The following is a 25,980-nucleotide window of genomic DNA, read 5'->3' as shown; positions in this document are numbered from 1 at the left end:
CGTGTCGACTCCTGGTGCGGCAAGCTTGCAAGCAGCTGGTTAACCACGGGAACCCGTATTGCTGCTGACATTCAACCGTCCTGCAGCACGAGAAAGTCGGGAAGCGACACAGGAAAGGTGCCGAACAGTCCCGATTCGGCAGTCTGATTGAGCGGCGCTGGCTTGTCTGTTCGCTATGGTACGGATGGCGCTAATACCTTGATTGACATCGAATATGCTGTGTCGCTCGGCGCTTTAATCCAGCGCAGCCGCTGGCACAGCAAAGGGCAGCAAGCGATCCGTTTCCTTCTTGACCACCGCATAGCACTCGCAACTCATCTGTTCGAGCCTAGGCCGGTCGATCACCCTGATACGCCCGCGGCTGTATTCGATCACCCCGGCTTTATGCAGCTTGCCAGCCGCCTCGGTGACGCCCTCGCGGCGCACTCCCAGCATGTTGGCGATCAGTTCCTGGGTCATGACCAGATCATTGCTTGGCAAGCGATCGAGCGACAGTAGCAACCAGCGGCACAGTTGCTGGTCAATCGAATGGTGGCGGTTACACACCGCCGTCTGCGCCATTTGCGTGATCAGCGCCTGGGTATAACGCAGCATCAGGTGCAACATCTCGCCGTAGCGGTTGACCTCTTCCATGAACTGCCGCGATGGCAGTCGATAAGCGTAGCCGGCGCTTTGCACGATGGCGCGACTGGTGGTGCTCTCGCCGCCCATGAGCACGGCGACGCCAATCAACCCTTCATTACCGACCACGGAAATTTCCGCCGACGCGCCGTTCTCCATCACGTAGAGCAGCGAGACGATGGCATCGATCGGGAAATATACGTGGCGCAAGGCGTCGCCAGACTCATACAAAACCTTGCCCAGAGGCAGTTGCACCAGTTCCAGCTTGGGCAGCAAACGGTTTTGAATGTCAGCAGGCAGGGCAGCCAAAAGATGATTCTGTTGTGGTGTAGCGTGCATCTCAGGCATATCGCGCTCTATAAATGGGGGCATAACCGCCCCTCGGTGACAGCATATCCATATTTACCATGCCATCTGTACGCTATCGAACATAAAAACCGATGCCGCTGACCCTACCTGGCAGCCGCCAGCGGCGGATGCATCGATCAATGCATTGACGAGAAGGCGGCATTTTTCACAACCGGCCCATCAGCAGCAGGACCAGTACGATGATCAACACCAGGCCCAATCCGCCAGTGGGACCATAGCCCCAGCCCCGGCTATGCGGCCACGCGGGTAAAGCCCCCACCAGCATCAATATCAGCACGATCAACAGAATCGTTCCCAAGCTCATGGCGTTCTCCTTGAATGGTTCAAGCTCACTATGGCGAACCAAGCCGATCCGCGTTGAGCGACTTCGATCAACCCTTCTCGACTCGGCACCCGGACAGCTTGAACGGATAGCGCGCTCAGTTCGGTGCGTTATCGAACATAGCGCTCACCCAACCAAGAGCACCGAGCGCTGGCCAGTTCGCTGTATATGGCATCGTGACTATTCTTTTGTATGTACATTCAGGCGAATGTATCGCTTCGACAGTCCGTCGGCTGCCGCGCGATAGACCTCCCCGGAGGATGGCCAATGCGAGCAGCCTATTGCTCGAAACTGAGTACCATGGCAATCCTCAGCCTGGCGCTGAGCGCCTGTAGCTCATTGCCCACCCTCACGCCCGATATGGCGCGCCGCGATGCGCCGCCGGTGCAGCTCGACGGCCCCCATGGGCCTCTCTCGGCCACACGCAGCAAGGCTATTCTCGATCGGCTGCAGGCGCCTGGTGCCGAGACCAATATCTTCGAGCTGCACCTGGCAGTCGAAGAAGCCATCGTCGGCAGCCCTCTGACCACCGGCAACAAGGTCGAACTGCTGCAGGACGGCCCCGACACCTATCAGGCGATGATCGATGCGATCGACGCCGCTCAAGACCACATCAACCTGGAAACCTACATTCTCGAAGACGACGAAGTCGGCCAGCGTTTCGCCGATGCGTTGATCGCCAAGCAGCTGGCCGGTGTGCAGGTCAACCTGATCCGCGACAGCGTCGGCACCCTCCGCACCCCGAGCAAGTTCTTCACCCGCCTCAGCGCGGTCGGTGTCCAGGTGCTGGAGTTCAACCCGGTCAACCCGCTGACCGCCAAGACCGGCTGGACGGTGAACCAGCGCGACCACCGCAAGCTGCTGATCATCGACGGGCGCATCGCCTTCCTCGGCGGTGTCAACATCAGCAGCGTGTATTCCGGCGGCTCCTTCAGCCAGCCGTCGTACCAACGCCCCGGCGCGGCGCTACCCTGGCGCGACACCCACCTGCGGCTCGAGGGTCCGGTGGTCGGCGAGCTGCAAAAGCTGTTCATCCAGACCTGGGAAAAGCAGCAAGGCAACGCCCTCATACAGCGCGATTACTTCCCGGTCAGCCAACACCAGGGTAACGATGTGGTACGCGCAGTCGGCAGCTCGCCGGACGATCCCTACAGCCTGATCTACGTCACCCTGATCTCGGCACTGCGTAGCGCACAAAGCGAGATCTGGCTGACCAATGCCTACTTCGTGCCCGACCCGCAGCTGCTCGCAGCGCTCAAGCAGGCAGCGGCGCGCGGCGTCGACGTGCAGCTGATCCTGCCCAGCAGCAGTGATTCCTGGCTGGTCTTGCATGCCGGCCGCGCCTACTACAGCGAGTTGCTGCAGGCCGGGGTCAAGCTGCACCAGCGCCGCGATGCCTTGCTGCATGTGAAGACCGCAGTGATCGACGGAGTCTGGTCGACCGTCGGCTCGACCAACCTCGACTGGCGCAGTTTTCTGCACAACCAGGAGGTCAATGCGGTGGTGCTCGGCACGGATTTCGGCGGCAAGATGCGCGCGGCCTTTCTCGATGACCTGGATAAATCGGAGCAGATCACCCTGGAACAATGGCGCCGTCGCCCCCTCGACGCCAGAGTCAAGGAACTGCTCGGGCGCCTGTGGGAGTATTGGCTGTGAGGCGTTTGCTGCCAGCCGGCGCAGACTATTTGCAGTGGCTAGGCGCGGCCGTGCTGTTGGCTCTGCTGACTGCAGCGCCGGCCTACGCGCAGGATGCAGAGGCGCTCAAGACCCGACATGCCGCCCTGACTGAACAGCTCGACGACAACCCGTTCCAACGCCCGCTGCATCTCGAATCCCGGCAAACGGAAGACACGTTGCAAGGCGATATCTACGCCGTGATCGAGCAGCCCTATGCCGTGGTCGGCACGGCGTTGCAAGGCGGCGAGCCCTGGTGCGATATCCTCATCCTGCACCTGAATGTGAAAAGCTGTCGCGCCTCATCGGATCCGACCGGAGAAGTCCTGCGTCTGCATATCGGCCGCAAGTTCGAGCAGGCGCTGGCCGATGCCTACCTGTTCGAGTTTGCCTACCGGGTCGCCACGGCTACGCCCGAGTTCCTCCAGGTGCTGCTGGAGGCCAAGGACGGACCGCTGGGCACCAGCCGCTACCGCATCAAACTCGAAGCAGTGGCACTCGATGACCGACGCAGCTTCCTGCACCTGTCCTACTCCTATGCGTACGGCATGGCGGCCCGCCTGGCCACCCAGGGCTACCTGGCAACCCTGGGACGGGACAAGGTGGGTTTCAGCATCGTGGAACGCAGCGCCGAGGGTCAGCCCGTTTACATCGATGGCATGCGCGGCGTGATCGAGCGCAACACCATGCGTTACTACCTGGCAATCGAGGCCTACCTGAGTGCATTGTCGGAGCCGCCAGCGGAGCAGTTCGAGAAGCGTCTGGATCATTGGCAAACCGCTGTCGAGCAATACCCGGCGCAACTGCACGAACTCGAGCGCGACCAGTACCTCAGCATGAAGCGCAAGGAAATCCAGCGCCAGCAGAGGAGCGCCTCGGACGCAGCTAACAAATGAGCGTCAGCGCCCGAACCAGGCGTTGGCCGAAGGCACAACCCACCGACGAAACGACCCAGTTGCAGCGGCGGCGAAACCAAGCCCCCTGTGTGTGCTGACGCACAGATCAGCCCGACAGTTGCGCTCAGGCTGATGGCATACAAACAGCAGGTTACGGCGTCAGCGCCAGCGAATCGGGTCTGCTTACTCACGCTTTCGAGGAAATAGCCATGAGCCTGGGAACCATACTGTTGATCGTTCTGGTCCTGTTACTGCTGGGCGCCATACCGGCATGGCCGCACAGCAGAAGCTGGGGCTACGGGCCCACCGGCGGATTAGGCGTGTTGGTGATCATTCTGATCGCTCTGCTGCTGATGGGCAGGCTGTGATGAGCAGTTGCTGCCGCGCAATCAGCCCGCTGCGACAGCGTGCCAGTGGCCTGCTGATTGCGAGCGCAGTATTGGCACTCAGCGCCTGCAGCGAAGTGGCCCAGCTACCTGTCTCGGCCGGTACCGGGCCACAGCCTGCGCTGCCAGCCCCCCGGCAGACGCTGATCCCAACGATCAACATCGCACCGGCCAGGGGTTGGCCATCCGGGGTAGTACCGCAAGCCGCCTCCGGCACCCGGGTGGTCGCATTCGCCAGCGGCCTGGATCACCCGCGCTGGCTGTATGTGCTACCCAACGGAGACGTGCTGGTGGCGGAGACCAATGCACCACCCAAACCTGACGATGCCAAGGGCATCAAGGGTTGGCTGAAGGGGCTGGCAATGAAGAGTGCCGGCGCAGCAGTGCCCAGCGCCAACCGCATCACCCTGCTGCGCGACACCGACAGCGATGGCGTAGCGGATTTCAGCGCGGTGCTGCTGCAAGGGCTGCACTCCCCCTTCGGTATGGCCCTGGTGGGTAACGATCTGTATGTGACCAATTCCAATGCGCTACTGCGCTTCCCTTACGTGACAGGCAGCACGCGCATCACCACGCCGGGCATCCTGGTGGTGGAACTGCCGGCCGGTGACATCAACCATCACTGGACCAAGAACCTCATCGCCAGCCCGGACGGAAGCAAACTCTATGTGACCGTAGGCTCGAACAGCAATGTGGGCGAACGGGGTATGCCAGCCGAGGACGGACGAGCCGCTATCTGGGAAGTGGACGTCAAGAGCGGCACATCGCGTATTTTCGCCTCCGGCCTGCGCAATCCCAACGGGTTGGCGTGGGAGCCTGCCAGCCGTGCGTTGTGGACGGTGGTCAACGAGCGCGACGAGATTGGCAGCGATCTGGTTCCCGACTACATGACCTCGGTACGCGACGGCGGCTTCTACGGCTGGCCCTATAGCTATTTCGGCCAGCATGTCGACGAGCGGGTACAACCGCAACGGCCAGAACTGGTGGCCAAGGCGATCAAACCGGACTACGCCCTGGGGCCGCACACCGCCTCGCTGGGTCTGGCCTGGTCGGCCGGCAACAAGCTACCGGCAAGCCTCAGCAACGGCATGTTTATCGGCCAGCATGGCTCATGGAACCGGCGGCCACGCAGTGGCTACAAAGTGATCTTCGTGCCATTTGCAAGCGGCCAACCTGCCGGCGCTCCGGTTGACGTGCTTACAGGCTTCCTCAGCGAGGAAGGCACCGCCTACGGCCGGCCAGTCGGCGTAGCACTGGACAGGCAAGGCGCATTACTGGTGGCCGATGACGTGGGCAACCTGATCTGGCGCGTGAGTGCTCTGCACTAGCTGCAAACTCAGCGATTGTGAACGCGGCAGCGGGCGTCTGCAGGCGACCGTTGCTACTGCAGAATATCCAACTCTGGTGCTCTGCGGCCGTGTAACGCACGCAGAATCTGCCCTGCAACAGCCGTGCTGTCACTGATCAGGGCAACTGCGAAGGACCGTCAGGGCACCTTGTGACCGCGCGCCGCTTCGGCCAGGTAGAACCAGGTCGGGGCGTCCAGTTGCAGCGCCGCGCCCTTCAATGCCTCTTCGATCCGCGACCAGCGCAGGCTACCGAGAATCGGCCGCGGGCTGCCCGGCAAACGGCGCAACCAGGCCAGGGCGACCTGATTGGGGGTTGCCTGCAAGACGCCAGCCACCTCGGCCAGGGCCTGCTGCAAGGCCGGGGGAAAAGCCCCACCGGCCAACGGCGACCAGGCCAGGACCTGCAAACCGTCGGCCTGCATGGTCTGCAGCTGGCCATCCCAGGCGCTTTGTTGAGCCAGCAACGACAGTTCGATCTGGTTGCAGCGCAGCGGCAGCTCGCGGCCCAGGCTTTGCCAGTGCAACGGCGCGGCATTGGACAGTCCGAGCCAGCCGACCTTGCCGCTCTCGACCAGGGCCTGCAGGGCACGCACCACTTCGTCGGCGCACAGCAGCGGGTCGGGACGGTGCAGAAGAAAGCCATCCAGCCGCTCGACGCCCAGACGCGCCAGCGAAGCCTCGACCGCGGCGGTCAGGTAGGCCCCTCCGGTGTTGTAGTGCTTGACCTGCCAGCGCGAGCCGTCCAGCGCCGCCGGCACAATATCGGCCTTGCTGATCAGTTGCAGCTGGCTGCGCAATTGCGGGCGCAATCGCAAGGCCGCGCCGAAGTGCGCCTCGCACTGGCCCAGGCCATAGATATTGGCGTGATCGAAGGCATTCAAGCCCTGCTCGATGCAGCGCTCGACAAAGCCCAGCAGGGCCTGCGCAGTCGCCAACTCGGGATAATCGAGCAGGCGCATCATGCCGAGCAGCAGGGGCTGCTCAATCGGTGGCGGATTCATGCTAGCGGATTCCAATAAGGAGTCGGACGAACGCCCGTAGGATGTGCGGGGCCGCCTAGGCCGTGCGCACCATGTGGCCGAGAGGAAAACCGGTGCGCAGGACCTGGGCGATCCTGCGCGTCCTGCGCTCTCAGCCCAGCAGCTGCAGGGCTTCGGCACTGCACTGTTGAATGCGCGCCCAATCGCCGTTCTTGACCCACTGGCTGTCGAACATCCAGGTGCCGCCGACGCACATCACGTTGGCCAGCGCCATGTAGCGCTGCAGGTTGTCGGGGTTGATGCCGCCGGTGGGGCAGAACCGCACATCGGCAAAGGGACCGCCAAGGGCCTTGAGCGCCGCCGTGCCGCCGCAGACTTCCGCGGGGAACAGCTTGAAGCGGCGATAGCCCAGGGCATAGCCAAGCATGATGTCCGAAGCGCTGCTGGTGCCGGGCAACATTGGCACCGTACTGTCCAGACTGGCCTTGAGCAGTTCGGCGGTAGAGCCGGGGGTGACGATGAACTGCGCACCGGCCTCCTCGGCGGCGGCGAGCATCTGCAGGTCGAGCACGGTACCGGCGCCGACACAGAGTTCGGGCCGTTGCTCGCGCAGCAGGCGAATGGCGGTCAGGCCATGGGCCGAGCGCAGGGTGATTTCCAGCACGCTCAGGCCGCCAGCGGCCAGGGCATCGGCCAACGGCAGGATGTCCGCCTCGCGGGCGATGGTGATCACCGGCATGATCCGCGCACGGGCGCAGAGGCTGTCGATCTGGGCGATTTTTGCAGCCATGCGGGCATGCGGGCTTTGGTCGTTGGTCATCATATTGGCTGGTCCTTCGGCCCTAGGGGCACCAGTAAATCTCGAGGGGGGAATGTAATAGCGCGCGCACCGGCATGCTCGCCACCTCGCCGGCAGCCAAGGCGGCGGCCAAAGTCGCGAGCTTGCCCTGACCCTGCAGGGCCAGCAGCGGCAAACGTGCGGAGGCCAGCAATGGCAAGGTCAGGCTCAGGCGCTGATGCGGCACGCTGGGCGCCAGCATCGGCAGGCAGCGGCGCGGGCAGCCGACCTGCAAGGCATCGTGCAGATTCGGGCTGTTGGGGAACAGCGAGGCGGTATGGCCATCGTCGCCCATGCCCAGCACCAGCACGTCGATCGGCGGCAACTCGGCCAGGGCCTGGTCGGCCTTCAGCGCCGCCTGCTCCAGGTTGGCAGCCGGCTGATACAAGCCGAAGAACCGTGCGGCGGCGGCCGGGCCACGGAGCAAATGACGGCGCACCAGGCCTTCGTTGCTGTCGGGGTGGGCGACCGGCACCCAGCGCTCGTCAGCCAGGCTGATCACCACCTGCGCCCAGTCCAGTGGCTGCTGAGCCAAGGCCTCGAAAAACGCTATCGGGCTGCGTCCACCGGACACCACCAGGGTCGCGTGGCCCTGGGTTTCGATCGCCACGCGCAACGCCTCGGCGACCGCCTGGGCCAGGGCCTTGGCCAGCTGCGCCGGATTGCTCAGGCTGCGCGCCACCACGCCCAGCGGTAAGTCGAGATCAGAGATCGCCATACCAGGACCTCCCGTCGCGGGTGATCAAAGCAATTGACCCCATCGGCCCCCAAGTGCCGGCGGCATAGGGTTTCGGTGCATCGCCCAGTTGCTTCCAGCCGGCGATCAGTTGATCGCACCACAGCCAGGCACATTCGATCTCGTCCTTGCGCACGAACAGGTTCTGGTTGCCACGCATCACTTCCAGCAGCAACCGCTCATAGGCGTCGGGGATACGTGCGCTGCGGTAGGTGTCGGAGAAATTCAACTGCAGGGCGTGGCTGCGCAACTGCATGCCCTTGTCCAGGCCCTGATCCTTGGTCATCACCTGCAGGGCAATACCCTCGTCCGGTTGCAGGCGGATGATCAGCTTGTTGCCGATCAACTGGCGCTGCTCCGGGGCGAAGATGTAGTGCGGGGTTTCCTTGAAGTGGATGACGATCTGCGACATTTTTTCCGCCATGCGCTTACCGGTGCGCAGGTAGAACGGCACGCCGGCCCAGCGCCAGTTGCGAATGTCCGCACGGATGGCGACGAAGGTTTCGGTATCGCTCTGGGTGTTGGAGTTTTCCTCCTCCAGATAACCCGGCACTGCCTTGCCATCGCTGCTGCCGGCCACGTACTGACCACGCACCACCTGGCGGCTGAGTTGCGCAGAAGTGATCGGCTCCAGGGCCTTGAGCACCTTGACCTTCTCGTCGCGAATGCTGTCGGCGGACAACTCGCTGGGCGGGTCCATGGCGATCAGGCAGAGCAGTTGCAGCAGGTGATTCTGAATCATGTCGCGCAGTTGACCGGCCTGATCGAAGTAACCCCAGCGGCCCTCGATGCCGACCTTCTCGGCCACGGTGATTTCCACGTGGGAGATGTGATTCTGGTTCCACTGGGTTTCGAACAGGCTGTTGGCGAACCGCAGGGCAATCAGGTTCTGCACCGTCTCCTTGCCCAGGTAGTGATCGATGCGATAGATGCGGGTTTCCGGGAAATACTGCGCAACAGCATCGTTGACCGCCCGCGATGACTCCAGATCGTGACCGATGGGCTTTTCCAGCACCACCCGCGCCCGCTCGCTGAGACCGACCCGCGCCAGGTTGGCGCAAATTCCGCCATAGACCGAGGCCGGCGTGGCGAAATAGGCGATCACCCGTTCGCCGCTGCCAACCTGCTCGGCCAGCGCGTCGTAGTCATCGGCCTGCAAGAAGTCCATGGTCAGGTAACTGAGGCGCGCCTGGAAGCGCTGCAGCACTGCCTTGTCGACCTCGTTGGCCGGCACATGACGGAGCAGGTGCTCACTGATACAAGCCAGATGCTGTTGCGCCTCGCCATTCTCGCGCGCCAGGGCAAAAATCCGCGTATCGGCATGCAGCAGGCCTGCACGGTCGAGCTGGTAGAGTGCCGGAAACAGTTTGCGCAGGGCCAGATCGCCCAGCGCGCCGAACAAGGCAAAATTACAGGATTCAACGGTTATCAAAGGCATGATGTTTGTTCTTTTATCAAGTTAAGCTAGAAATACCCTGTCACCGGGATTTTATCAAGGCCATATGTAGTAATAAAAACAACATTTTGCTAAAAAATACTTTCCAGTGGTAGCCCCTCGGCCCCATCAGTACGATAGGCCAGCAATTTCAGCCCTGGCTAAGGAATGACAATGGACCGCGTGCGCAATCTTCTGGAGCAGATCCAGAGCCGACTCGACAGCCTGAACAAGGCCGAGCGCAAAGTCGCCGAGGTGATTCTGCGCAACCCGCAGCAAGCCACCCGCCTGAGTATCGCCGCCCTGGCCCAAGCCGCGCTGGTCAGCGAACCGACGGTCAACCGCTTCTGCCGCTCGTTCGGCGTCAGCGGCTACCCCGAACTGAAGATGCAGTTGGCGCAAAGCCTGGCCAGCGGTGCCGCCTATGTCAGCCGCGCGGTGGAAGCCGACGACGCCCCCGAAGCCTATACCCGCAAGATCTTCGGCAGTGCCATTGCCTCGTTGGACAGCGCCTGCCAGGCCATAGATCCGCAGCTGATCAGCCGCGCGGTCGACCTGCTGATCCAGGCCCGACAGATTCATTTCTTCGGCCTCGGCGCCTCGGCCCCAGTGGCACTGGATGCCCAGCACAAGTTCTTCCGCTTCAACCTGGCGGTATCGGCCCATGCCGACGTGCTGATGCAGCGCATGCTGGCCTCGGTGGCGCACACCGGCGATCTGTTCGTGATCATCTCCTACACCGGACGGACCCGCGAGCTGGTGGAAGTCGCACGTCTGGCCCGGGAAAACGGCGCCTCGGTGCTCGGTCTGACCGCCGCCGACTCGCCGCTGGCCAAGGCCAGCACCCTGAGCCTGAACATCCCGCTGCCGGAAGACACCGACATCTACATGCCGATGACCTCGCGAATCATCCAGCTCACCGTGCTCGACGTGCTCGCCACCGGCATGACCCTGCGCCGCGGCGTGGACTTCCAGCCGCACCTGCGCAAGATCAAGGAAAGCCTCAACGCCAGCCGCTATCCGCTGGACGAGGAACCGAGCTAACCCGCCTCCCGGAATCATCGACCCAGCCCGTAGGGTGCACCCGGCCCCAGCGGTGCGCACAGCGCACCCTACGGCGACAGTGTTGGCTGGCAGGTAACTAACCGCCCACCAGCAGCGACCGTCCATCCATCTCCGCCGGCACCGCCAGCCCCATCAACTCCAGCAGCGTCGGGGCGATGTCGCACAACCGGCCGTCCCTCAGGGCGAAATTCTCGGCGCGGCCGCTGACCAGGATCAGCGGCACCGGGTTGAGAGTGTGTGCGGTGTGCACCTGACCCGACACGGCATCGAGCATCTGCTCGACATTGCCGTGATCGGCGCTGATCAGGCACTCGCCGCCCGCCGCCAGGGTCGCCTCGACCACCTCGGCCAGGCAGGCATCCAGCGCCTCGACCGCCTGCACCGCCGCATCGAACGAGCCGGTGTGACCGACCATGTCGCCATTGGCGTAGTTGCACACGATCAGGTCGAAGGCCTGGCTGTGGATCGCCTGCACCAGCTGCTCGGTCAGCTCAGGAGCGCTCATCTGCGGCTGCAGATCGTAGGACGCGATATTCGGCGAGGGGATCATAATCCGCTGCTCACCGGCAAACGGCTGCTCGCGACCGCCATTGAAGAAGAAGGTGACGTGGGCATATTTTTCCGTCTCGGCGATGCGCAGCTGGGTCTTGCCCAGCGCCGCCAGGTACTCGCCCAGGCTGTTGGCGATAGCCTGCGGCGCATAGGCGCAAGGCCCATCGAGTCGATCCGAATAGCGGGTCAGGGTCAGCAGCCGCTGCATGTCGAGCGGCTTCGCCCGGGCGAAGCCGTCGAACCCGGGATCGACCAAGGCCTGGCAGAGCTGGCGCGCCCGGTCGGGGCGGAAATTCATGAAGATCAGCGCGTCCTCCTCTGCCACCTGCACCGCCTGGCCAATCGCGGTGGCGCGGACGAATTCGTCCGACTCGCCGCGTGCGTAGGCCGCACTCAGCGCCTCGTCGGGACTGGTCGCATGAAACTCGGCGCGGCCCTCGACGATCAGCCGATAGGCCGCCTCGATCCGCTCCCAGCGGTTGTCGCGATCCATCGCGTAGTAGCGGCCGATCAGCGAGGCGACACGCCCGCGCCCCAGCCCCGCGAGCTCCGCTTGCAACGCGTCGAGCGAAGCCTGCGCGCTCTTTGGCGGGGTGTCGCGACCATCGAGAAACGCGTGCACGTAGAACCGCTCGATACCGCGCGCTGCCAGCACCCGGCAGGCGGCGAGTATCTGCTCGCTGTGACTGTGCACGCCGCCCGGCGACAGCAGGCCAAGCAGGTGCACCGCACCACCGCGGCGCCGGGCACCATCGACCAGGTCGAGCAACGGCGGATTGGCCGCGAACTCGCCGGTGGCGATTGCCCGGTCGATGCGCGTGAGGTTCTGGTACACCACGCGGCCGGCGCCGAGGTTCATGTGGCCCACTTCGGAGTTGCCCATCTGCCCCTCGGGCAGGCCAACTGCCAACCCGGAAGTGGCGACCCGGCTATGCGGAAAGCACTGCAGCAGGCCGTCCAGGGTCGGCGTGCGCGCCGCAGCGAAGGCGTTGGCCTCGCTCTCCTGACGCAAGCCGACGCCATCCAGAATAATCAGAGTACGTGTGCTCATCGCGGCTGCCTTCAGAAGATGTAGTCGGTGGTCAGGAAGCTCGAGTCGCGGTTGCGAATGATCTCGCTGACCAGCGCCTTGTTGCTCTCCTGAAATTTGGTCGCCACCAGGGTGCGGATGGAAAACACCCGCAGCGCGTCATGCACCGACAGGGTGCCCTCGGCCGAGTTCTTGCGCCCATTGAACGGGAAGCTGTCCGGGCCGCGCTGGCACTGGGCGTTGATGTTGATCCGCCCCACCTGGTTGGCGAAGGCGTCGACCAGCCGGCCGACCTGGGCGGAGTCGCTGCCGAAGATGCTCAGCTGCTGGCCGAAGTCGGAATCGAGCACGTAGTCGATCACCGTCTGCAGGTCGCGATAGGGCACCACCGGCACCAGCGGGCCGAACTGCTCCTCCTGGTAGAGGCGCATGTCGGCGCTCACCGGGTAGAGCACGGCAGGATAGAAGAACGAACCGCGGCTTTCGCCGCCGCCGGCATTCACCACCCGCGCGCCCTTGGCCACGGCATCGGCCAGCAGGCCGCTGAGGAACTCGGCCTTGCCCGGCTCGGGCAGCGGCGTCAGGCTCACGCCCTCCTCCCAGGGCATGCCCGGCTTGAGCGCGGCGACCTTGGCGGCGAACTGCTCGAGGAAGCGTTCGACCACATCCTCATGCACGAACAGGATCTTCAGCGCCGTGCAGCGCTGGCCATTGAACGACAGCGCGCCGGTGACCGCCTCGCTGACCGCGTTATCCAGGTCGACTTCGGGCAGGACGATCCCCGGGTTCTTCGCATCCAGGCCCAGGGCCGCGCGCAGCCGGTGCGGGCGCGGGTGCAGCTTCTTCAGATCGCTGGCACCCTTGTGGGTGCCGATAAAGGCAAACACATCGACCTTGCCACTGGCCATCAGCGCGCTGACGGTCTCCCGACCGCTGCCGTAGATCACGTTGATCACCCCGGCCGGGAAGCTGTCGCGGAACGCCTCGAGCAGCGGACGGATCAGCAGCACGCCGAACTTGGCCGGTTTGAACACCACGGTATTGCCCATGATCAGCGCCGGGATCAGGGTGGTGAAGGTCTCGTTCAGCGGGTAGTTGTAGGGCCCCATGCACAGGGTCACGCCCAGCGGCACGCGGCGGATCTGGCCGAGCGTGTCCTGCTCCAGCTCGAAGCGGCTGGAACGGCGATCCAGCTCCTTGAGCGCCTCGATGGTGTCGACGATGTAGTCGCAGGTGCGGTCGAACTCCTTCTGCGAGTCCTTGAGGTTCTTGCCGATCTCCCACATCAGCAGCTTGACCACTCGCTCGCGCTGCTCGCGCATGCGTGCCAGGAAGGTCTCGACGTGCTGGATGCGCTCGACCACGCGCAGGCTCGGCCAGGCGCCCTGGCCATTGGCATAGGCACGCACCGCCGCGTCCAGAGCGACCAGCGCGGTCTTGGCGTCGAGCAGCGGCGTACTGCCGAGGATCACCTGCTGCTCGCCCTGCTCGGACTTGAGCAACACCGGGCTGCGCACGCTGGCCAGCGGCCCGTTCCAGGTGCGCAGCTGGCCATCGACCAGGTAGTCGCGCTGCTCGATGGGTGCGCCGAAACGGTACTGCTCGGGAATCTCGGCCAGGCTCGGAAACAGGTTGTCGAGACGATTGGCGGTGGTCATGGCATTAACTCCTCTGCGGGAAGATCGAAGCGCTGCTGTAGGCCGCGCGACCCTGCAGTGCCTGCTCGATGCGCAGCAGCTGGTTGTACTTGCCGACCCGGTCGGAACGGCACAGCGAGCCGGTCTTGATCTGCCCGGCGCAGGTCGCCACTGCCAGGTCGGCGATGCTGGTGTCCTCGGTTTCCCCGGAACGGTGCGAGATCACCGCCGTATAGCCGGCATCCTGGGCCATGCGAATGGCGTCGAAGGTTTCGCTGAGGCTGCCTATCTGGTTGAACTTGATCAGGATCGAGTTGCCGATGCCGCGCTCGATGCCTTCGCGCAGGATCTTGCTGTTGGTGACGAACAGGTCGTCGCCGACCAGTTGCACCGTCTTGCCCAGCCGCTCGGTCAGGTAGGCCCAGCCATCCCAGTCGCTTTCGTCCATGCCGTCCTCGATCGAGGCGATCGGGTAGCGCTGGCACAACCCGGCCAGGTAGTCGGCGAAACCGGCGGAGTCGAAGCTCTTGCCCTCGCCAGCCAGCACATAGCGGCCGTCGCGATAGAATTCCGAGGCGGCGCAATCCAGGGCCAGGCTGATGTCCTTGCCCAGCTCATAGCCGGAGCGGCGCACCGCTTCCTGGATCACCACCAGCGCCTCCTCGTTGGACGCCAGCGATGGCGCGAAGCCGCCCTCGTCGCCCACCGAGGTGCTCAGGCCGCGCTCGCCGAGCACCTGCTTGAGCGTATGGAAGATCTCCGCGCCCATGCGCAAGGCCTCGCTGAAGGAGCTGGCGCCGATCGGCTGGATCATGAACTCCTGGATGTCGACGTTGTTGTCGGCGTGCTCGCCGCCGTTGATGATGTTCATCATCGGCACCGGCAGGCTGAAGCGGCCCGGCTGACCATAGAGCGTCGCCAGGTGCTCGTACAACGGCAGCTGCTGCGCCGCCGCGGCGGCCTTGGCGGTGGCCAGCGAAACCGCGAGGATCGCGTTGGCGCCCAGCACGCTTTTGTCCTCGCTGCCGTCCAGCGCGATCATCGCCGCATCGACCGCACGCTGATCCAGCGCATCCAGCCCGCGCACCCGATCGCCAAGCGGCCCGTTGACATTGGCCACGGCGCGCAGCACGCCCTTGCCCTTGTAGCGCTCGCCGCCGTCACGCAACTCCAGCGCCTCGCGGCTGCCGGTAGAGGCGCCGGACGGCACGCTGGCGACGCCCACGGCGCCACCGGCCAGGGTCACCACAGCCTCCACGGTCGGATTGCCGCGCGAATCGAGGATTTCACGGGCGGCCACTTGCTGGATCAGGGTCATGTCAGTCATTGCGCTCGGCACCTTGGATAGGAGTTGGGGTTTCGCGACACAGGGGCGCCTGCTCGAGCAACTCCTGCTGCTCGGCGTAGGCTTCGCGAAAATCGAAGTCGCGCGGCCACTCAGCGTCGGCCGTCGCGATGACCGTCGTGCGGTCGTTGTGGATACTGGATCGGTTCACAGGCAGTTCCTCGATTAACAAATGCGATCGCCCACGCGGATCACCCGCAGGCAGTTGGTGCCACCCTGGGCATTGGCGTGATCGCCACGCGAAATCAATACATGATCGCCCTCGACGACCACCCCGCAACGCAGCAGCTCGTCGACCGCGCGGCCGTTGACCTCGGCGATCGGGTAGCTGTCGCTGTCGAATGGAATGGTCTGCACCCCGCGGAACAGCGCGACCCGGTTCTGCGTGCGCGGGTTGCGGGAAAAGGCATAGATCGGCAGGTGCGAGCGGATCCGCGACATCAGCCGCGGCGTGTCGCCACTCTCGGTCATGCAGATGATCGCCTTGACCCCGTGCAGGTGGTTGGCCGCGTACATCGCCGACATGGCGATCGACTCGTCGATCTTGTGGAACACTTCGTCCATGCGGTGCTTGGAGCGATGCGCCAGCGGGTGCTTCTCGGCACCGACGATCACCCGGCACATGGCCTCGACGGTCTCCACCGGATAGGCCCCGGCAGCGGTCTCGGCCGACAGCATCACCGCATCGGTGCCGTCGAGCACGGCGTTGGCCACATCGAACACCTCGGCGCGGGTCGGCATCGACTGGGTGATCATCGACTCCATCATCTGGGTCGCGGTGATCACCAGCCGATTGAAGGTGCGCGCACGCTCGATAATCATCTTCTGCACCGCGACCAGCTCGGCATCGCCGATCTCCACGCCGAGGTCGCCACGCGCCACCATGACCCCGTCGGAAGCCTCGATGATCGCGTCCAGCACCGCGAGATCGTTGACCGTCTCGGCCCGCTCGATCTTGGCGATCAGCCCGGCCTCGCCACCGGCCTCATGCAGCAGGCGGCGCGCCAGCTGGATATCGGCGGCATCACGGGGGAAGGACACCGCCAGGTAGTCGACCTGCATCTCGGCCGCAGTGCGGATATCGATGCAGTCCTTGTCGGTCAGGGCCGTCGCCGACAGGCCGCCACCCTTGCGGTTGATGCCCTTGTTGTTGGACAGGGGACCACCGACCAGCACCTCGCACAGCAACCGACTGGCCTCGACCTGGCGCACCACCAGTTCGATGCGGCCGTCGTCCAGCAGCAGGATGTCGTCGGGGCGGCTATCGCTGATCAGGGCCTCATAGTCGATGCCGACCGCCTGCGCATCGCCGGCGTTCTTGTCCAGCCCGGCGTCGAGGACAAAGGCCTGGCCCTTGCACAGCTGCACCTTGCCCTCGGCGAAGCGGGCAATGCGGATCTTCGGCCCCTGCAGGTCGGCCAGCACGGCGACGAAGCGCCCGTGCTTGCGCGCCATCTCGCGCACCAGCGCGGCGCGGGCAATGTGCTCCTGGGCGGCGCCGTGGGAGAAGTTCAGGCGCACCACGTCCACCCCCGCCTTGACCAGCGCCTCGATCGCCTCGGGACTCTCGGTAGCCGGCCCCAGGGTGGCCACGATCTTGGTTCTTCGGCGCATAGCTCAGATTCCTCAACGACGGTTTGGACAGGGATAAGCAAAGGCACTGGCGACGCCGCTTTTTTGGAGAGGGCGCAACAGACAATCCACTCACTGCGCCATCGACCCGGGCAGTCGCCACATACGTGGTTGCTTTACTAAACAAAGCTATTGTTATCCGACACAAACCCAATCATCAAGCGTAAATGTTGTTTTATTACAACATTTACGCTTGATAGCTCCGAACTCCTGGCACCGACTGAAATCCACCCGCACCAGGGCGCCCGAACAGCCGCCAGCCTCGCGAACAAAGCCGGTGAGAAGGAGTAATCGTCGATGCGTCATGCGCGGAAATGGCCACGCACCGGACAGCCCCGGGCTCAGAGGTTTGAAAGTATCGAGCGCCGTTGCGAGGCCGTCTCCAGGCCTTTGCGGCAAGGCGCGTTAACGCAACGCCAGCAGCGAGATCCAGAGGGCAGTCGCAGCAGGCGGGAGTTTTTTTCACAAGCTCTCAGCCCAGGCCGGCCTGCAAGCACAGCAGTGCCTCGTCCCCCGGCGCCAGGCACAGGCTGTCGGGCCCGCAACTGGCGGCCTCGACGCAGACAAAACCCAGCGCCTCGCGCCAGCTCACATCGGTCAGCGGCCGGCTGCCCGGATGCCAGATCACACTGTTGGCACCGCCACGGGTGTCGACCAGCAGGCGCCGCTGCCAGGTCAGGTCCTGCACCTGCACGAGCGCGCCGGGACGGAAGATCCGGTGGCAGCCCTCCTCGACGCGCAGTTCGCCCTGCTGCCGACAGTCGCCGCGCGTCAGCAGGTCGTAGCCCTGGGCGCCATCCAGGCCGAGCAACGCCACCCGCGCGACATCGCTGACCTGCCAATAGGCGTGCAGGGCCAGGCTGAGCCGACAGGGTTCGCTGTCCTGGTGCGAGGTGCGCAGGCGCAACCTCATCCGCTCGCCCAGTTCGGCCTCGAGGGTCACCTGCCAGTCGCACAGCTGCAGCTGCCAGGTCAGGCGCACGCCCTGCTCGTCCACCTCGCTGCCGAGCAACTGCCAGTCGCTCAGCCGCGCCCAGCCATGGGACGGCCAACCGCTCTCGCTGGGGTGACGGCCGAACCAGGGCCAGCACACCGGCACGCCACCACGAATCGCCCCGCCGCGCGGCCAATGACTGGCGCACCACAGCCAGGGCCGCTGGCCGCGGGGCTGGAAGTGCAGCAGCTGGCCGCCCTGGCGACTGAATATGGCCTGGAAACGCGCATGCTCGACCAGCAGCAATTCACGCTCCTGGTGAGTCACCCAGCGCAAGGCTGGCCCGGTGGACGGCACAAACAACCCGGCCAGGGGATGCTCTGCAGCAGCCCCTGGCCGGGTTGTCGACGCGCCGGGCGAACGCCACGGCTTAGCCGGCAGCATCGCCCCGCCCGTACCTGGCGATCACCACCAGTATTCGACCTGCACGCCGAAGTTGGAGCCATGCCGCGCGTTATCGAAGGCACCGCTATCGGACAAGGCCGAGCCCGCCGCCAATGCGCTGGCCGCGCGCTGCGCCGCTGCGTTCCAGCTGGCATAGGTGTAGTACAGACGCACTTCCGGACGCGCCCAGAAACCAGGACCGGCCGGCGACCAGGTCGGCGCTACGGTGAACTTGCTCAGCTTGCGTGTGCCATCGACCGCATCGACCTGATCGTGACCGACCTCGCCGACCAGCTTGAACTGTTCGGTGAAGGCATAGCTGGTACGCCCACCGACCGACAGCCAGTCCTGGTCGCTGCCATCCGGGCGCACGTCTTTCTGATAGACGAACTGCACCTGGCCGCCCAGGCGCGGGGTGATCTGCCAGTCGAAGAACTCCACCAGGCGATAGCTCTTGTTGTCACGATCCAGGCTCACGTCGCCGGTGTAACCCAGGCCGGTACCCGGACCGCGACCATACTGCAAGGCGAATTTGTTCTTGCCGCCAAGGAAGTCGCTCTGTACATGCTGTGCGGTAAGCGCCCAGCCACTGTTGGCATCGGTGCTGTCAGGCTTGTCGATATAGCTCAGGCCGAACTCCAGCTCGCCGCCCGGATTGGTCTTGAAGCCGGCGACGTTGAAGTCGTGACGGTTGATATAGGGTTCCTGGAAGTAGCTGTCCTTGCGCGAGAAGGCGTAGCTGTATTTCAGCCCGCCCAGCTCGAAGTCCTCGATACCGGCGCCGGTGGCGCTCTGGTTCCAGTAGTAGAAGTCGGAGATGTGGATATCGTTGCGCTTGTAGAAGCGCCGCCCGGCCCAGAACGAACCGCCATTGAGCGCCGGCATGTTGCTCAATTCGGCGTACATCTGGTTCATCCGTGCGAAGCCGTAGTCACCGCTGAACTCCGGGGTGTGGCCGTACTGGTTGTACAGCTGGGCCATGCCCTCGACGCTGAGTACCGAGCCGTCGTCCAGGGTTAGCAGGTCCTGGCGCAGATCCAGCTCCATATAGTGTTCGCACTCGTTGCCCAGGCGGTATTTCGACTGCGCGCCGGGCAACTGGAAGCACGACTGGCTGCCATTGCCGTCCGCGCTGCCGGCGCCGCTGCGTACGTAGCCGCTGAACTCCAGCGCCTGGGCCTGGGGCAAGGCCAGGCCGAGGGCCAAGGCCAGCAGGCAGGGCGCACCGAGGGGGCTGCGGGATAGCACTGGGTTGAGACTGATCTTCATGGCTGCTCCTGATTGTTTTTATTGTGTGAAGTGCTGCGATTAACCGCCCAAGGGCGGATTCTGTGAAATTCATTGGCGCGCACAGCGCACTCTACGTACTCAGCGGCCCTGTAGGGTGCGCGCGGCCTAGGCGGCCCCGCGCACCCTACCGAGCTAGCCGGCCTTGAACTGGGCCACTTTGCCTCCGCTGGCCAGGGGCTTGCCCGGCAGCAGGCGCTCGCCGCTTTTGGCGTCGAACAGCAGCACCTTGCTCGGATCGAACTGCAGTTCCAGGGTCTGCCCCACCTGCGGCGCATCGTCCGGGGCCATGCGGCAGCACACCTTGGTCTGATTGAGTTCGACGAACACCAGGGTGTCCGGCCCGGTGGGCTCGATGACCTCGACCTCGGCGCGAATCGAGGATTGATTGCGACTCTCGTCCGTGGCCAGGAGGATCTGCTCGGGACGAATACCGAGGATCACTTCGCGATCCTCGAAGCCCGCCTCCATCGCCCCCAGCGGCAGTTCGCAACGCGCCTGACCGGAGTCGAGCAGCGCCAGCAACTGACCGTCACGGCGCTGCAGACGCAGGGGAATGAAGTTCATCGGCGGCGAGCCGATAAAACTCGCCACGAACAGATTGGCCGGATCGTTGTAGATCTGCTTGGGGGTGCCGAACTGCTGGATGATGCCGTCCTTCATCACCGCCACCTTGTCGCCCAGGGTCATGGCCTCGATCTGGTCGTGGGTGACGTAGACCGTGGTGGTCTTCAGGCGCTGGTGCATCAGCTTGATCTCGGTGCGCATCTCGACGCGCAGCTTGGCGTCGAGGTTCGACAGCGGCTCGTCGAACAGGTAGATCTTCGGCCGCCGCGCCAGCGCCCGGCCCATGGCCACGCGCTGCTGCTGGCCGCCGGACAGCTGGCCGGGCTTGCGTCCGAGCAGATGCTCGATCTGCAGCAGCTTGGCGACCCGCGCCACTTCCACCTCGATGTCGGCCGGGGCCATCTTGCGCATCTTCAGGCCGAAGGCGATGTTGCCGTGCACGGTCATGGTCGGGTACAGCGCATAGGACTGGAAGACCATGGCGATGTCGCGGTCCTTGGGGCTCATGCCGCTGATGTCCTGGTCGTCGACCAGGATCGCTCCGCCGCTGATGTCTTCCAGGCCGGCGATGCAGTTCATCAGGGTCGACTTTCCGCAACCGGAGGGCCCGACCAGGATCAGGAACTCGCCGGAGTCGATCGAGATCTCGATGTTCTTCAGGGTGTCCACCAGGCCGCTGCCGTAGGACTTGTTGACGTTACGCAGTTCGAGGGTTGCCATATCGTTCTCCTAACCTTTGACCGCGCCGGCTGTGAGGCCGCGCAGAAAATACTTACCGGCCAGCACATAGACCACCAGAGTCGGCAGGCCGGCGATCATCGCCGCGGCCATGTCGACGTTGTATTCCTTGGCCCCGGTGCTGGTGTTGACCAGGTTGTTCAGGGCCACGGTGATCGGCTGGGTATCGCCGCTGGCGAACACCACGCCGAACAGGAAATCGTTCCAGATCTGGGTGAATTGCCAGATCAGGCAGACCATGATGATCGGGGTCGACATGGGCAGCAGGATGCGTCCGAAGATGGTGAAGAAGCCCGCGCCATCCAGCCGCGCCGCCCGTACCAGGGCATCAGGAATGCTCACGTAGTAGTTGCGGAAGAACAGCGTGGTGAAGGCCATGCCGTAGACCACATGGATCAGCACCAGGCCGCTGGTGGTGTTGGCCAGGCCGAGCTGGCCGATGGTGAACGACGCCGGCAGCAGCACCACCTGGAACGGCAGGAAGCAGCCGAACAGCAGCAGGCCGAAGAACAGCTGCGAACCGCGGAAACGCCACATGGCCAGCACATAACCGTTCAACGCGCCGACCACGGTGGAGATCAGCACCGCCGGAATGGTGATCTTCACCGAGTTCCAGAAGTAGCCGCCGACGCCGTCCCAGGCCTTCAGCCAGCCGATCGCGGTGAACACCTCGGGCCAGGACAGCAGGTTGCCGGTGCGGATGTCTTCCGGGCTCTTGAAGCTGGTCAACAGCATGATCACCAGCGGGATCAGGTAGACCGCGCAGGCGGCCAACAGGGTGGCGTAGATCGCCATGCGGCTCAGGCTGACGGGCTTAGTCATGGCGTTTGCCTCGCAGTTCGGAGTACAGGTACGGCACCAGGATCGCCAGCACCGCGCCGAGCATGAGGATCGCACTGGCGGCGCCGAGGCCCATCTGGCCACGGGTGAAGGTGTGGGCATACATGAACATCGCCGGCAGATCGGAGGCGTAGCCGGGGCCGCCGGCGGTCATCGAGGCGACCAGGTCGAAGCTCTTGATGGCAATGTGCGAGAGGATCATCAGGGCGCTGAAGAACACCGGGCCCAGGCTCGGCAGGACGATGCGCAGGTAGATGTTCGGCAGGCTGGCGCCATCGACCTGGGCGGCGCGGATGATCGACTGATCGACCCCGCGCAGGCCGGCGAGGAACAGCGCCATGACGAAGCCCGAGGACTGCCAGACCGCGGCGATCACCAGGCAGTAGACCACCCGATCCGGGTCCACCAGCCAGTCGAAACGAAAGCCTTCCCAGCCCCAGTCGCGGAGCATCTTGTCGATGCCCAGGCCGGGATTGAGCAGCCATTTCCAGGCGGTGCCGGTGACGATCATCGACAGTGCCATGGGGTAGAGAAAAATGGTGCGAATAAAACCTTCGCGGCGAATGCGCTGATCCAGCAGCACCGCCAGCAGCACGCCGATCACCAGGCTGATGCCGATGAACAGGCCGCCGAACAGCAGCAGGTTCTGGCTCGCCACCCACCAGCGGTCGTTGTCCCACAAGCGGGCATACTGCTGCAGGCCAACCCAGGAATAGCTGGGCATGAAGCGCGAGCTGGTGAACGACAACACAAAAGTCCAGAGGATGTAGCCGTAGAAACCGACCAGCACGATCAGCATCGTCGGCGCCAACACCAGCTTGGGCAGCCAGCGTTGCAGCGCATCCAGCGGTGAGGCCTTGGTGAAAACTGCGATTGAACTCATGGGTGACTCCGTTGCGTATTGCGCCACTTGTAGGAGCCAGCTTGCTGGCGATCAGCGCGACTGCGGTTGATGGATCACCAGCAAGAACTCGGCGTCCCCCTGGCTCCTACAGAAATCCGGCACGGCCGATCCCGTGGCGCGCGCCGGAGGGCATGCGCCAGGGACAAGCAGGTCAAACGTAGTGGGTTATCGCCGGCGCACCGGCGGCCGGGCCGACTCTACTGCACGGCCTGGATAGCCGCGGCCAACTGCTGGGCAGCCTTCTGCGGATCGGCCTTGGTGTCGTTGAAGAAGTTGGTCACCACATCGAACACCGCGCCCTGCACATAGCTGGAGGCGGCCATGCCGTGGGCCAGGCTCGGCTGCAGACCACCGCTGGCGGCGGCTTCCTTGAAGTCGACCATGGACTTCTGCGCGCAGGCATCGAAGCTGCTCATGTCCATATCCGTACGCACCGGGATCGAACCCTTGCTCTTGTTGAAGAATTCCTGGAACTCCGGCTCCATCACGGTGCGCGCCAGGTCTTCCTGGGCCTTGCGGTTGTCCGCATTGCTCAGCTTGAACATGGCCAGCGAATCGATGTTGTAGGCGAAGCTGCCCTGGGTGCCGGGGAATGGCAGGCACTGGTAGTCCTTGCCGGCGACCTTGCCGGCGGCGGTCCACTCGCTCTTGGCCCAGTCGCCCATGATCTGCATGCCGGCCTTGCCGTTGATGACCATGGCGGTGGCGCTGTTCCAGTCACGCCCGGCGGCATTGGCGTCGACGTAACCATGCAGTTTCTGCAGGGCGGCGAATACCTCGACCATCTTGGCACTGGTCAGCACGGACTCGTCCAGCTCGACGAAGGCCTTGTAGAAGTCATCGGGCCCCAGCACGGCCAGGGCCAGGTCTTCGAATACGGTGCTGTCCTGCCAGGGCTGACCACCGTGGGCCAGGGGCATGAAGCCGGCGGCCTTGAGTTTTTCCGCGGCGGCGAAGAATTCATCGAGGGTGGTTGGCGGCTTGGCACCTGCCTTGGCGAACACCTCGGGGTTGATCCACAGCCAGTTGACCCGGTGCACGTTGACCGGCACCGCCACGTAGTCGCCGCCGAACTGCATCGCCTCGATCACCTGGGGCGGCAGCAGCTCATTCCAGCCGTTCTCTTCGGCCACCTGATTGAGGTCGGCGAGCAGGCCCAGTTCGCCCCACTCCTGGATGTCGGGGCCCTTGATCTGCGCGGCGGCCGGCGGATTGCCGGAGACGGCGCGGGTTTTCAGCACGGTCATGGCCGCTTCGCCACCGCCACCGGCGACGGCGAAATCTTTCCAGGTGTGGCCCTGGTCTTCGACCAGCTTCTGCAGAGTATCGGCAGCGCGCTTTTCGCCACCGGAGGTCCACCAGTGCAGCACTTCGACTTCGCCGGCGAGGGCGGTCAGCGGCATCAGGGCAGCGAGGGAAATAGCGGTGGACAGGCGAGAAATCGCATTCATTTGAGCAGGTTCCTTTCTTGTTGTTATTCACAGGCAAGTCTGGTGCTTGCGCTGGAATCGAGTCTAACCAGGGTCGGCGCCGCCGCGGGTAACGAAGGGATGCGCAAAGGTCACAGGATGGTGACATAGACTTGCTCGGCACAGGGCCGGCCCCTGCTCGACTCGCCACCGGCGCAGCCCGTGGCAAGTCACTGTGCGCAGGCAAAACCAGGGGCGAGCCCCGCGGGCAGCCGTTGCGGCCACCCGGGAAACAACCCGTCCGGGTTCAGGTGCGAAATTGCCCGACCATGCCCTGCAGCTGCTCGGCCAGGCGGGCCAGCTCTTCGCTGGTAGTCGCCGTTTGCTGCGCACCGACGCTGACCTGCTCGGCCACCTCGCTGACGGTGACAATGTTGCGGTTGATCTCCTCGGCCACCGAGCTCTGTTCCTCGGCGGCCGAGGCAATCTGCGCGTTCATATCGTTGATGGTCGCGACGGATCGGGTGATGCAATCCAGGGTAGCGCCCGCCTGAGCGACCTGCTCCACCCCCTTGCGCGCCTGACTGCAGCTGGCTTCCATGACTTTCATGGCGCTGGAGGAGCCACTCTGCAGCTTTTCGATCATGCCCTGGATCTCGGTGGTTGACTGCTGGGTACGCGATGCCAGGGTGCGTACCTCATCGGCGACCACGGCGAAGCCGCGGCCCTGTTCACCGGCCCGCGCCGCTTCGATAGCGGCATTCAGGGCCAGCAGGTTGGTCTGCTCGGCAATGCTGCGGATCACTTCCAGCACGCCGCCGATCTTGTCGCTGTCCTGCTCCAGCTGACGAATGACCGCTGCCGCCTTCTCCACCTCGTGGGCCAGAGCATCGATGACCTCGACGGTCTGACCGACCACGCGCTTGCCGACTACAGCTTCCTGGTCCGCCTGCTGGGCGGCCTGGGCCGCGCCCGAGGCGCTGTGTGCCACCTCCTGAACGGTAGCGGTCATTTCGTGCATAGCCGTTGCGACCTGCCCGATTTCCGATTGCTGCCGACGCACCCCGGCACCGGTCTGCATGTTTACCGCAGAGGTCTGTTGCGCGGCAGCCGCAAGCTGAGCCGTGGCGCTGGCCACCTGCTGCACCATGGAGTGAAAGCGTTCGCGCATCTGATTGAAGGCCTTGGCCACCCGGCCCAGCTCGTCCTCGCCCTGATAATCGGCGGTTATGGTCAGATCCCCCTGGGCCATTTGTCCGCTGGCGCGTTCGAGCGCGGCAACAGCCTTGCCGATGGCGCTGATGATGCCCCAGGCCAGCCATATGCACAGGGCGAGCGCGACGGCCAGCAGCCCGACAGCGGCATTGCGAATCCACCGGTACTGACTTTGCGCCGCGACAAATTGCGCCTCGGCCAGATCCAGTTGCACCTGCAGGAGTTTTTCCGAGGCGGCATTGGCAGCGGCGAAGGACTCATCGAGACGGGTCAGCGTCAGGCTGCCGGCCTGCTCGAATTGCTCGGCCTCGAGCGCCGCCATCACGGCCTTCAGCCCCTCGTTGACGAAGATCGCCCGGGTGGCGCTGAAATCATCTGCCAGCCGCTGCTCCTCGGCCCCCCGTGGGTGAGTCATATAGTCCTGCCAGATGGCGCTGATCTTCGCAATATTGCCCTGGACAATATCGCTGTGCAGGGTTATCGGGTGCGCGTGCAGGTCTTTGAAGCTGTTTTGCGGATCGTGCTGCAGGGCCAGGAGCAGCTCGACCCGATTATCCCGCATCAGCGCCATGATCTGCCCCACCTGCCCCGTGCCGACCAAGCGATCGTGGTACAGACTGTCGAGCGAGGCGTTGGAGTCGAGCATGCCTTTGAGCCCCATGCTACCAATCCCGACCATCAGTACCGTGGTCAGGCTGACCAGCATCACCAACCGTGACTTGAAGCTGTAACCCTGTAATACGTTCATAAGTCACCCTGTTTTTATAGTTATGCG

At 64.2% G+C, this 25,980-nt stretch carries 23 protein-coding genes and 1 pseudogene; 5 read left to right on the top strand and 19 right to left on the bottom strand.

All coding sequences use genetic code 11. The features are described from left to right. Nucleotides 1-234: 234 nt before the first annotated feature. Together R3355_RS14840 and R3355_RS14835 are read right to left on the bottom strand one after the other, a co-directional pair. Nucleotides 235-969: a Crp/Fnr family transcriptional regulator gene (locus R3355_RS14840; RefSeq protein ID WP_318961872.1), complete on the bottom strand. Its 735-nt coding sequence runs from the start codon at nt 967-969 to the stop codon at nt 235-237. A 166-nt stretch (nt 970-1,135) separates the two neighbouring features. Further along, entirely contained in the window at nt 1,136-1,294 is a 159-nt protein-coding gene (locus R3355_RS14835; protein WP_318946462.1) for a DUF3309 family protein, read from the bottom strand. A 285-nt stretch (nt 1,295-1,579) separates the two neighbouring features. Between R3355_RS14835 and cls the strand changes: the two genes are divergently transcribed. From cls to R3355_RS14815, 4 genes are all read left to right on the top strand, one after another. After that, nucleotides 1,580-2,968 carry a cardiolipin synthase gene (cls, locus tag R3355_RS14830; RefSeq protein WP_318961871.1) on the top strand — a complete coding sequence of 463 codons (1,389 nt, stop codon included), beginning with the start codon at nt 1,580-1,582 and terminating at the stop codon, nt 2,966-2,968. Next, the gene (locus R3355_RS14825; protein WP_318961870.1) at nt 2,965-3,882 is read left to right on the top strand and encodes a hypothetical protein; all 918 of its coding nucleotides are present in this window, start codon (nt 2,965-2,967) and stop codon (nt 3,880-3,882) included. The genes cls and R3355_RS14825 overlap by 4 nt, the downstream gene beginning before the upstream one ends. Nucleotides 3,883-4,091: 209 nt before the next feature. After that, nucleotides 4,092-4,250 carry a DUF3309 family protein gene (locus tag R3355_RS14820; RefSeq protein WP_318961869.1) on the top strand — a complete coding sequence of 53 codons (159 nt, stop codon included), beginning with the start codon at nt 4,092-4,094 and terminating at the stop codon, nt 4,248-4,250. Next, a complete protein-coding gene (locus R3355_RS14815) occupies nt 4,250-5,596 on the top strand; it encodes a sorbosone dehydrogenase family protein (protein WP_318961868.1) in 1,347 nt (448 codons plus the stop codon). The genes R3355_RS14820 and R3355_RS14815 overlap by 1 nt, the downstream gene beginning before the upstream one ends. A gap of 158 nt (nt 5,597-5,754) precedes the next feature. Here the strand turns inward: R3355_RS14815 and R3355_RS14810 are convergent, their stop codons facing one another. The 4 genes from R3355_RS14810 to zwf all read right to left on the bottom strand — a co-directional run bounded on the left by R3355_RS14810 (nt 5,755) and on the right by zwf (nt 9,609). Next, complete coding sequence (locus R3355_RS14810; RefSeq protein WP_318961867.1) at nt 5,755-6,618, bottom strand: aldo/keto reductase; 864 nt, start codon at nt 6,616-6,618, stop codon at nt 5,755-5,757. A gap of 130 nt (nt 6,619-6,748) precedes the next feature. Further along, the gene (locus R3355_RS14805; RefSeq protein ID WP_413243519.1) at nt 6,749-7,420 is read right to left on the bottom strand and encodes a bifunctional 4-hydroxy-2-oxoglutarate aldolase/2-dehydro-3-deoxy-phosphogluconate aldolase; all 672 of its coding nucleotides are present in this window, start codon (nt 7,418-7,420) and stop codon (nt 6,749-6,751) included. 19 nt (nt 7,421-7,439) lie between these two features. Then, complete coding sequence (pgl, locus tag R3355_RS14800) at nt 7,440-8,153, bottom strand: 6-phosphogluconolactonase (protein ID WP_318961866.1); 714 nt, start codon at nt 8,151-8,153, stop codon at nt 7,440-7,442. After that, the gene (zwf, locus tag R3355_RS14795) at nt 8,140-9,609 is read right to left on the bottom strand and encodes a glucose-6-phosphate dehydrogenase (protein ID WP_318961865.1); all 1,470 of its coding nucleotides are present in this window, start codon (nt 9,607-9,609) and stop codon (nt 8,140-8,142) included. Before zwf ends, pgl begins: the two co-directional genes overlap by 14 nt. A 180-nt stretch (nt 9,610-9,789) precedes the next feature. Between zwf and R3355_RS14790 the strand changes: the two genes are divergently transcribed. Then, complete coding sequence (locus R3355_RS14790) at nt 9,790-10,650, top strand: MurR/RpiR family transcriptional regulator (RefSeq protein ID WP_318946474.1); 861 nt, start codon at nt 9,790-9,792, stop codon at nt 10,648-10,650. A gap of 97 nt (nt 10,651-10,747) precedes the next feature. On the opposite strand, the gene gpmI is transcribed toward R3355_RS14790, so the two are convergent. From gpmI to R3355_RS24395, 13 genes and pseudogenes are all read right to left on the bottom strand, one after another. Beyond that, a complete protein-coding gene (gene gpmI, locus R3355_RS14785) occupies nt 10,748-12,274 on the bottom strand; it encodes a 2,3-bisphosphoglycerate-independent phosphoglycerate mutase (protein ID WP_318961864.1) in 1,527 nt (508 codons plus the stop codon). An 11-nt stretch (nt 12,275-12,285) separates the two neighbouring features. Beyond that, nucleotides 12,286-13,911 carry an NADP-dependent glyceraldehyde-3-phosphate dehydrogenase gene (locus R3355_RS14780; RefSeq protein ID WP_318961863.1) on the bottom strand — a complete coding sequence of 542 codons (1,626 nt, stop codon included), beginning with the start codon at nt 13,909-13,911 and terminating at the stop codon, nt 12,286-12,288. Between the two features lie 4 nt (nt 13,912-13,915). After that, nucleotides 13,916-15,208, bottom strand: a complete 1,293-nt coding sequence (eno, locus tag R3355_RS14775) for a phosphopyruvate hydratase (protein ID WP_318961901.1) — start codon at nt 15,206-15,208, stop codon at nt 13,916-13,918. 1 nt (nt 15,209) lies between these two features. Beyond that, a complete protein-coding gene (locus R3355_RS14770) occupies nt 15,210-15,386 on the bottom strand; it encodes a hypothetical protein (protein WP_318961862.1) in 177 nt (58 codons plus the stop codon). A 14-nt stretch (nt 15,387-15,400) separates the two neighbouring features. After that, a complete protein-coding gene (pyk, locus tag R3355_RS14765) occupies nt 15,401-16,849 on the bottom strand; it encodes a pyruvate kinase (RefSeq protein WP_318961861.1) in 1,449 nt (482 codons plus the stop codon). A gap of 490 nt (nt 16,850-17,339) precedes the next feature. After that, entirely contained in the window at nt 17,340-18,245 is a 906-nt protein-coding gene (locus tag R3355_RS14760) for a D-hexose-6-phosphate mutarotase (RefSeq protein WP_413243518.1), read from the bottom strand. Nucleotides 18,246-18,266: 21 nt separating this feature from the next. Then, nucleotides 18,267-19,514, bottom strand: coding sequence for a carbohydrate porin (locus tag R3355_RS14755; protein ID WP_318961859.1), 1,248 nt, complete (start codon nt 19,512-19,514; stop codon nt 18,267-18,269). A gap of 153 nt (nt 19,515-19,667) precedes the next feature. Then, nucleotides 19,668-20,819, bottom strand: a complete 1,152-nt coding sequence (locus tag R3355_RS14750) for an ABC transporter ATP-binding protein (protein WP_318946442.1) — start codon at nt 20,817-20,819, stop codon at nt 19,668-19,670. A 9-nt stretch (nt 20,820-20,828) separates the two neighbouring features. After that, nucleotides 20,829-21,659 (bottom strand): carbohydrate ABC transporter permease, encoded by an 831-nt coding sequence (locus R3355_RS14745; RefSeq protein ID WP_318961858.1) that lies wholly within the window; start codon nt 21,657-21,659, stop codon nt 20,829-20,831. After that, nucleotides 21,652-22,560, bottom strand: a complete 909-nt coding sequence (locus R3355_RS14740) for a sugar ABC transporter permease (RefSeq protein WP_318946440.1) — start codon at nt 22,558-22,560, stop codon at nt 21,652-21,654. Before R3355_RS14740 ends, R3355_RS14745 begins: the two co-directional genes overlap by 8 nt. A gap of 218 nt (nt 22,561-22,778) precedes the next feature. Next, a complete protein-coding gene (locus R3355_RS14735; protein ID WP_318961857.1) occupies nt 22,779-24,032 on the bottom strand; it encodes an ABC transporter substrate-binding protein in 1,254 nt (417 codons plus the stop codon). A gap of 265 nt (nt 24,033-24,297) precedes the next feature. Beyond that, entirely contained in the window at nt 24,298-25,419 is a 1,122-nt protein-coding gene (locus R3355_RS14730) for a methyl-accepting chemotaxis protein (RefSeq protein WP_413243522.1), read from the bottom strand. Continuing rightward, nucleotides 25,405-25,953 (bottom strand): annotated as a pseudogene (locus tag R3355_RS24395) (Tar ligand binding domain-containing protein); the annotation flags it as partial. The gene R3355_RS14730 and the pseudogene R3355_RS24395, both read right to left, overlap by 15 nt. Nucleotides 25,954-25,980 lie beyond the last annotated feature (27 nt).

Source organism: Pseudomonas sp., assembly GCF_033723075.1.
Lineage (GTDB): Bacteria > Pseudomonadota > Gammaproteobacteria > Pseudomonadales > Pseudomonadaceae > Aquipseudomonas.
This window is presented reverse-complemented; position numbering and strand designations above follow the sequence as displayed.

Coding starts and splice junctions, on each gene's coding strand:
- pyk (WP_318961861.1), bottom strand. CDS start 16,849: ATGCGCCGAAGAACCAAGATCGTGGCCACCCTGGGGCCGGCTACCGAG.
- R3355_RS14820 (WP_318961869.1), top strand. CDS start 4,092: ATGAGCCTGGGAACCATACTGTTGATCGTTCTGGTCCTGTTACTGCTG.
- R3355_RS14780 (WP_318961863.1), bottom strand. CDS start 13,911: ATGACCACCGCCAATCGTCTCGACAACCTGTTTCCGAGCCTGGCCGAG.
- R3355_RS14735 (WP_318961857.1), bottom strand. CDS start 24,032: ATGAATGCGATTTCTCGCCTGTCCACCGCTATTTCCCTCGCTGCCCTG.
- R3355_RS14815 (WP_318961868.1), top strand. CDS start 4,250: ATGAGCAGTTGCTGCCGCGCAATCAGCCCGCTGCGACAGCGTGCCAGT.
- R3355_RS14740 (WP_318946440.1), bottom strand. CDS start 22,560: ATGAGTTCAATCGCAGTTTTCACCAAGGCCTCACCGCTGGATGCGCTG.
- R3355_RS14745 (WP_318961858.1), bottom strand. CDS start 21,659: ATGACTAAGCCCGTCAGCCTGAGCCGCATGGCGATCTACGCCACCCTG.
- pgl (WP_318961866.1), bottom strand. CDS start 8,153: ATGGCGATCTCTGATCTCGACTTACCGCTGGGCGTGGTGGCGCGCAGC.
- R3355_RS14840 (WP_318961872.1), bottom strand. CDS start 969: ATGCCTGAGATGCACGCTACACCACAACAGAATCATCTTTTGGCTGCC.
- R3355_RS14750 (WP_318946442.1), bottom strand. CDS start 20,819: ATGGCAACCCTCGAACTGCGTAACGTCAACAAGTCCTACGGCAGCGGC.
- R3355_RS14755 (WP_318961859.1), bottom strand. CDS start 19,514: ATGAAGATCAGTCTCAACCCAGTGCTATCCCGCAGCCCCCTCGGTGCG.
- cls (WP_318961871.1), top strand. CDS start 1,580: ATGCGAGCAGCCTATTGCTCGAAACTGAGTACCATGGCAATCCTCAGC.
- R3355_RS14760 (WP_413243518.1), bottom strand. CDS start 18,245: ATGCTGCCGGCTAAGCCGTGGCGTTCGCCCGGCGCGTCGACAACCCGG.
- R3355_RS14835 (WP_318946462.1), bottom strand. CDS start 1,294: ATGAGCTTGGGAACGATTCTGTTGATCGTGCTGATATTGATGCTGGTG.
- R3355_RS14805 (WP_413243519.1), bottom strand. CDS start 7,420: ATGATGACCAACGACCAAAGCCCGCATGCCCGCATGGCTGCAAAAATC.
- zwf (WP_318961865.1), bottom strand. CDS start 9,609: ATGCCTTTGATAACCGTTGAATCCTGTAATTTTGCCTTGTTCGGCGCG.
- R3355_RS14810 (WP_318961867.1), bottom strand. CDS start 6,618: ATGAATCCGCCACCGATTGAGCAGCCCCTGCTGCTCGGCATGATGCGC.
- gpmI (WP_318961864.1), bottom strand. CDS start 12,274: ATGAGCACACGTACTCTGATTATTCTGGATGGCGTCGGCTTGCGTCAG.
- eno (WP_318961901.1), bottom strand. CDS start 15,208: ATGACCCTGATCCAGCAAGTGGCCGCCCGTGAAATCCTCGATTCGCGC.